The following is a 6,822-nucleotide window of genomic DNA, read 5'->3' as shown; positions in this document are numbered from 1 at the left end:
CCGGCTCGCCGTAGAAGTTGCTCACCACCACCAGAGTCTGGCCGCCGGCGCGGCGGACATAGGCCCAGATCTGCGGGTGCCCTGCCAGCAGCTCCTGATAATCCCCCTGAGTGAAGATGGGATGGCTCTTGCGCAGGCGGATCAAATCCCGGTAGTGCCAGAACACCGAGTGCTGGTCGGCCAGCGCCGCCTCGGCATTGATCTCGGAATAGTTGGCGGCAGGCTTGAGCCAGGGCGTCCCGCTGGTGAAACCGGCGTTGGAGGCGGCGCTCCACTGCATCGGGGTGCGCGAGTTGTCCCGGGACTTGGCACCGAGAATGGCGAGGATCTCGGCCTCGCTTATCCCTTCCGCCTGCTTGATGGCGAAGATGTTGCGGCTCTCCACATCCTGATAGTCATCGATGCACTGATAGCCGGGGTTGGTCATGCCGATCTCCTCCCCCTGATAGATGTAGGGCGTCCCCTGCAGGCCGTGCAGCGTGCTGGCCAGCATCTTGGCGGCGACCACCCTATGCTCGCCCTCATCGCCGAAACGGGAGACGATGCGCGGCTGATCGTGGTTGCACCAGAAGAGCGCCGACCACCCCTTGCCATGCATACCGCTCTGCCAGTGGTTGAAGATGCGCTTGAGTTCGAGGAAATCGAACGGCGCCTTGGTCCACTTGTCGCCATTGGGGTAATCCACCTTGAGGTGATGGAAGTTGAACACCATGGAGAGCTCGGAGCCATCCAGCGCGCCATAGCGCTGGCAGTGCTCCAGGCTGGTGGAAGACATCTCGCCCACCGTCATGGCCCCCACGGGGGCGAAGACGTCGCGGCTCACATCCTGCAAAAATTCGTGGATGCGCGGCCCGTCGGTGTAGAAGCGGCGGCCATCCCCCACCTCGTCGTCAGGGAATGCCTGATCCTTGGAGATGAGGTTGATGACGTCGAGGCGGAAACCGTCGACCCCTTTCTTCGCCCAGAAATGGATGATCTTCTTCACCTCGGCGCGCACGGCCGGGTTTTCCCAGTTGAGATCCGCCTGCTCGCGGGCAAACAGGTGCAGGTAGTACTGACCGGTGGATGAGTCCAGCTCCCAGGCGCTGCCGCCAAACTTGGATTGCCAGTTGTTGGGCACGCCGCCATCCACCGGATCTTTCCAGATGTAGTAGTCGCGATAGGGGCTGTGCTTGTCCCCCTGCGCCGACTTGAACCAGGCGTGCTCGGTGGAGGTGTGGTTGACCACAATATCCATCACGATGCGGATGCCGCGCGCATGGGCGGCGGCCAGGAGCGCTTCGAAATCGCTCATGGTGCCGTAGGCCGGATCAATATTCAGGTAGTCGGCGATGTCGTAGCCGTTGTCCACCTGGGGGGAGACATAGACCGGGGTCAGCCAGAGGGCATCGACGCCGAGGGTCTTGAGGTAGTCGAGGCGGGCCATGATCCCCTTGAGATCACCGGTGCCACGGGCGCCGGAATCCTGAAAGCTTTTGGGGTAGATCTGGTAAATCACGGCGCTTTGCCACCAGGGTGTCTGTGTCATGGTTGGTTCGCTCATTGGTTGAAACCGGATTAGTTGGAACAGGGCAACGATAAAAGGCGGAGCCAGGGCTCCGCCGAGGTTGTGTGGATCAGGCCGTGGCCAGATCCAGCTTGCCGGCAGCCTGCTGGCGCTTGTAGACCAGCAGGGTCAGCAGGGCGGGGACCACGATGGCCACCAGCATGGCGATGGCGTAGATGCCCCAGTATTGCGGCTGGATGGAGAGGATGCCCGGCAGGCCGCCCACCCCGATACCGTTGGCCATCACCCCGGCGAAGCCGCAGATGAGAGCCGCACAGCTTGAGCCCACCATGGCGCACAGCATGGGGAACTTGTACTTGAGGTTGATGCCGTACATGGCCGGCTCGGTCACCCCGAGATAGGCGGAGATGGCGGCCGGGACCGAGATCTCCCGCTCGTTCTCCTTGCGGCTGATCAGTATGATGCCGACGACCGCAGACGCCTGGGCGATGTTGGAGAGGGCGATCAGCGGCCAGATGGGGGTGCCGCCCATGCTCTGCATCAGTTGCAGGTCCACCGCGTTGGTGGTGTGGTGGATGCCGGTGATGACCAGGGGCGCATAGAGGAAGCCGAACAGGGCGGCGCCGATGGGGGCAAACGAACCCGTCATGGCCGCCTTGGCGGCAAAGCCGACGCCGTCACCAATCCAGCGGCCGAACGGACCGATCAGGGCGTGTGCCACGATCACCGCCAGCAGCAGGGAGATGAAGGGCACAATCACCAGGTAGAGATAGGCCGGGATGATGCGCTTGAGGCTGGTCTCCACCCAGGCGAGGAAGACACCCGCCAGCAGGGCCGGAATGACCTGGGCCTGATACCCCACTTTCTGGATGACGAAGAGGCCGAAGTCCCACACTTCCGGGGTCTGCTGGCCGATGCCATAGGCGTTCATCAGTTGCGGCGACACCAGCGTGATACCCAGCACGATGCCGAGGATCTCGGAGCCGCCCATCTTCTTCACCGCAGACCAGCAGACACCCACCGGCAGGAAGTGGAAGATGGCTTCACCCAGCAGCCAGAGGAAGGCGTGCACCTGGGCCCAGAACTGGCTGATCTCGGTGAGGGTGTGGGTGCCGTCGTCGAACATCTTGATATCGCCGATGACGTTGCGAAAGCCCAGGATCAGACCACCGGTGATGATGGCGGGCAGCAGGGGGACGAAGATCTCCGCCAGGTGGGAGATGCCGCGCTCCAACGGGTTCATGTTGTGGCGGGCGGCCTGCTTGGCGGCCTCCTTGCTGCCACCGCTCACGCCGATCTCCTGGGTGAGCGCCTTGTACCACTGATCCACCTCGTTGCCGATCACCACCTGGAACTGGCCGCCCTGGGTGAAGCTCCCCTTCACCGAAGGGATGGTCTCGATGGCCTTGGGGTCGGCCTTGGCCGGATCGGCCAGCACGAACCTGAGCCGGGTCAGGCAGTGGCTGACAGTGGTGATGTTCTCTTTGCCGCCGATCCGCTCGATCAGCTGCGCCAGATGCTGTGTGTTGACTTTTGACATGAGCCTTCCCTCTGTGACTCCATGAATAATGGTCGTGTCTTTACCGGCTGGCCAAGGACCGCCCGTTTATTGGTATCGTTCCCAATCAGCATGAAGCCAGTGGCTGGCATCGGCAATGGGAACGTTCCCAATTCGTGGCGCTGGTCACAAAAAGCGCAAAACGCCGGGAATGGAGGAAAAGATAGACTACAGGGGCTGACAGGGGGCGATGGTTGCTCTGGGGGGCTGCCCCTCTTCAATCTGGTCGAGCAGCTGTCTGGCGGCCAGGATGCCGGCGTCCTTGTAGCCGAAATCCAGGCTGAGGGTGTTGGCAAAGAGGAACGTCAGCATGGGATTGCTGCCAAGGCCGCTCACCAGGATGTCGGTGCGACCCTGCTCCTGCAGGTATTTGGCGGCGCCGATGGCCAGGGTGTCGCTGGCACAGACCATGGCCTGGGTGGTGGGGGTGAGCAGCTCGGCCGCGAGCCGATAGCCGCTTTGCAGACCGAGATCCCCGAGGGCGCTGCGGGGTGTGCGCCCCTGTTCCCGACAGTAGTCGAGGTAAGCCTGATGTCGACGCAGCCCGGTGGTGAGATCGCTGCGTTCCACCCCGAGATAGGCGACCTCGGTCAGGCCACGCTCCCCGAGGTGGGCGAGCACGGCGCGCACCGCCCCGTCATCGTCGAAGCAGACCGACGAGAAGCCGGGGCGCTCGCGGGCCATCAGCACCAGTTTCTCCCTGAGCGGCGCCATGGCGGCATAGTCCAGATCGTTGAAGGCAAACAGGATGATGCCGTCCACCCCGCGCCGCTCCAGCACCGCCAGGTGCTCGCTCACCTTGGCGGGGGAGAACTTGCTCTCCATCAGCACGGCGTCGTAGCCACGCTGGTAGAGGGTCTCCAGCATGCCGCGCACCGCCTGGTTCTCGGAGCTGGAGTCGAGGCGCGACACCACGATGCCGACCACCTGCTGGCTCTGGCTGCGCATGGCCCGCGCCGATTTGCTCGGGACGAAACCGTGCTGGGCGATCACCGATTCGACCCTGGCCCTGGTCTGGGCATTGACCTTGGGATCCTGATTGAGCACCCGGGAGACGGTCGACTTGCCGACCCCGCTGAGGCGAGCGATATCGAGGATGGTCAGTTTCTTTTCCATGGGGGATCCGTGACAGGGGAGGGCGACAACCGGGATGCAGACATTGTTGTGATTAACTCCTGTGAATACAAGCCCATGGCGTTAGAATGCCCTTTCCCAGGCGACTTTCTTCGCCGTTGCACAGGACGCGCATCATGGATCTGTTGGCAAGTCTGCACTTCTCTCTCTCCATCACGGGCCCCATCTGTCTGGTGCTGGTACTCGGCATCTGGCTCAAGCGGCTGGGTCTCTTGCCCGACAGCTTCGTCGAGTCCGCCTCCCGTCTGGTGTTCCAGGTCACCCTGCCAGCTCTCTTGTTTCTAAGCATGGTGCGCACCGATTTTTCCACCATGCCGAGCCCCTGGCTCATCCTCTACGGCCTGCTCGGCACCCTCGCCGGTTTCCTGGTGCTGGAGGTGCTGGCGGCCCGTTTCATCAGCGAGCAGAAATTGCGGGGCATCTTCGTGCAGGGCAGCTTTCGCGGCAACATGGGGATCATGGGGCTGGCCTATGTGCAAAACGCCTACGGCCCGGAGGGGATAGGGGCCGCCGCCCTGCTGGTGGGCTCCATCACAGTGCTCTACAACGTGCTCGCGGTGATCACCCTGACCCGCAGCCTGGGGGGCGGAAAGGGGCTCGCCCCCATACTCAAGGGGATCGTCAAAAACCCCCTCATCATCGCCATTCTGGCGGCCCTGCCCTTCGGTCTGCTCGGCATCGAACTGCCCCAGCTGGTCATCAGCACGGGCAACTATTTCGCCAACATGACCCTGCCGCTGGCCCTGCTGTGCACCGGCGCCAGCCTCAACCTCAAGGCCCTGCGCGGCGGCGCCATGCTGACCGGCTGGGCCACGGTCAACCGGTTGTGCTGCATCCCCGTGCTGCTGGTACTGGGGGCCTGGGCCCTCGGCTTCAGCCCTCAGGCCCTCGGCATCCTGTTTCTCATCAGCTCAACCCCCACCGCCGCCGCCAGCTATGTGATGACCCGCGCCATGGGCGGTGACAGCGCCCTCGCGGCCAACATCATCGCCACCACCACCCTGGGCTCGCTCGTCACCACCAGCCTGGGGGCCACCCTGATGAACTACCTGGGACTGATGGGGTGATGGGGCGCCGCCATGATGCACGACCCGGGGTTGACGGGATCGGCATTCACCCTTGACCTTGCCGGAGGCGGCAGCTTTAGGCTGATGTCACATCGACAGAGGAGAGAGCCCATGACCATCGAACTCACCGTTACCGGCATGTCCTGCGGCGGTTGCGCTGCCAGCCTGCAAAAGGCCCTGCTGGCCCAGCCAGCAGTCCGCACCGCCACGGTCGACTTTGCCAGCCGCCAGGCTGTCATCGAGAGTGAGCTGAGCAAAGCCGAGTTGATCGCCCTGATCGAGGCGAGAGGCTTTCAGGTAGAGTGAATTATCACTTAATTGGTATAAATCAGACTAATATTCTGTTTACTTCTTTTTATTGGTGAGAGTGATCACTTAAATCCCGTTTAAAAAGAATAAAAATGCTGCAATTCTCTCATCCAAAAGGATTGCAGCATGACCCTTCCCATTCGCAAGACCCTGATCGCCGCCGTGCTCGGCCTGACCCTCTCCCCCATGGCCATGGCGCTGCCCAGCGTGCACATTCTGGCCACCGGCGGCACCATCGCCGGGGCGGGCCAGTCCGCCACCCAGTCCAACTACGAGGCCGGCAAGGTGGCCATCGAGACGCTGATCGCCGCCGTGCCCGAGATGAAAAACGTGGCCGACGTGCAGGGTGAGCAGGTGGTCAAGATCGGCTCCCAGGACATGAACGACGAGGTGTGGCTCACGCTCGCCAAGCGGGTCAACGCGCTGCTGGCCAGGGATGACGTGGACGGCATCGTCATCACCCATGGCACCGACACCATGGAGGAGACCGCCTACTTCCTCAATCTGACCGTCAAGAGCGACAAGCCGGTGGTGCTGGTGGGCGCCATGCGCCCCTCCACCGCCATGAGCGCCGACGGCCCGATGAACCTCTACAACGCCGTGGTGACCGCCTCCGACCCCGCCTCAAAGGGACGTGGCGTCATGGTGGCGATGAACGACACCGTGCTGGATGCCCGCGACGTCACCAAGACCAACACCACAGGAGTGCAGACCTTCGCCTCCCCCAACTTCGGCCCGCTCGGCTACATCCACAACGGCAAGATCGACTACCAGCGCAGCCCGGCCCGTCTGCATACCAGCAAGACCCCGTTCGACGTGAGCAAGCTCGACAAGCTGCCCCAGGTCGGCATCGTCTACAGCTACGCCAACGCCTCGGACCTGCCGGCCAAGGCCCTGGTGGATGCCAAGTTTGACGGCATCGTCAGCGCCGGGGTGGGCAACGGCAACCTCTACCACACCCTGTTCGACACCCTGGCCAAGGCGAGCAAGGACGGCATTCGCGTGGTGCGCTCCGCCCGCGTGCCGACCGGCTCCACCACCCTGGATGCGGAGATCGACGATGCCAAGTACGGCTTCGTCGCCGCCGAGACCCTCAACCCGCAGAAAGCGCGGGTGCTGCTGATGCTCGCCCTGACCCAGAGCAAGGATCCGGCCCAGATCCAGCGCTGGTTCCAGCAGTTCTAAGACCTCGGCTCGGCCTGATTGAGACTACTTTGTGAGATGAAGGGCAGGATGGGATCCTGCCC

6 protein-coding genes are annotated in these 6,822 nt (G+C 63.0%); 3 read left to right on the top strand and 3 right to left on the bottom strand.

All coding sequences use genetic code 11. The features are described 5' to 3' along the window. From treC to treR, 3 genes are all read right to left on the bottom strand, one after another. Positions 1–1,528, bottom strand: a 1,528-nt coding sequence (gene treC, locus AACR77_RS12745) for an alpha,alpha-phosphotrehalase (protein ID WP_042878290.1), incomplete at its 3' end; no start/stop codon positions are given. An 88-nt stretch (positions 1,529–1,616) separates the two neighbouring features. After that, on the bottom strand, positions 1,617–3,047 hold the full coding sequence (gene treB / locus AACR77_RS12740; RefSeq protein ID WP_039039721.1) for a PTS trehalose transporter subunit IIBC: 1,431 nt from the start codon (positions 3,045–3,047) through the stop codon (positions 1,617–1,619). 186 nt (positions 3,048–3,233) lie between these two features. Further along, entirely contained in the window at positions 3,234–4,181 is a 948-nt protein-coding gene (gene treR, locus AACR77_RS12735; RefSeq protein ID WP_041211765.1) for a trehalose operon repressor TreR, read from the bottom strand. A gap of 134 nt (positions 4,182–4,315) precedes the next feature. Here treR and AACR77_RS12730 point away from each other — a divergent pair, with 134 nt between their 5' ends. From AACR77_RS12730 to ansB, 3 genes are all read left to right on the top strand, one after another. Further along, the gene (locus AACR77_RS12730; RefSeq protein WP_042878288.1) at positions 4,316–5,266 is read left to right on the top strand and encodes an AEC family transporter; all 951 of its coding nucleotides are present in this window, start codon (positions 4,316–4,318) and stop codon (positions 5,264–5,266) included. Positions 5,267–5,377: 111 nt separating this feature from the next. Then, a complete protein-coding gene (locus AACR77_RS12725) occupies positions 5,378–5,572 on the top strand; it encodes a heavy-metal-associated domain-containing protein (protein ID WP_042015137.1) in 195 nt (64 codons plus the stop codon). Positions 5,573–5,701: 129 nt separating this feature from the next. After that, complete coding sequence (ansB, locus tag AACR77_RS12720) at positions 5,702–6,760, top strand: L-asparaginase 2 (RefSeq protein WP_010675782.1); 1,059 nt, start codon at positions 5,702–5,704, stop codon at positions 6,758–6,760. Positions 6,761–6,822: the final 62 nt, after the last annotated feature.

Origin of the sequence: Aeromonas sp. ZOR0002, from assembly GCF_963866995.1 — a bacterium.
Taxonomy (GTDB): domain Bacteria; phylum Pseudomonadota; class Gammaproteobacteria; order Enterobacterales; family Aeromonadaceae; genus Aeromonas; species Aeromonas caviae.
Note: the sequence above shows the minus strand (reverse complement) of the source record. Positions and strands in the feature narration are given on the sequence as shown.

What these genes read in the sequence shown, in the direction of transcription:
- treB (WP_039039721.1), bottom strand. Translation starts at nt 3,047, where the DNA reads ATGTCAAAAGTCAACACACAGCATCTGGCGCAGCTGATCGAGCGGATC.
- treR (WP_041211765.1), bottom strand. Translation starts at nt 4,181, where the DNA reads ATGGAAAAGAAACTGACCATCCTCGATATCGCTCGCCTCAGCGGGGTC.
- ansB (WP_010675782.1), top strand. Translation starts at nt 5,702, where the DNA reads ATGACCCTTCCCATTCGCAAGACCCTGATCGCCGCCGTGCTCGGCCTG.
- AACR77_RS12725 (WP_042015137.1), top strand. Translation starts at nt 5,378, where the DNA reads ATGACCATCGAACTCACCGTTACCGGCATGTCCTGCGGCGGTTGCGCT.
- AACR77_RS12730 (WP_042878288.1), top strand. Translation starts at nt 4,316, where the DNA reads ATGGATCTGTTGGCAAGTCTGCACTTCTCTCTCTCCATCACGGGCCCC.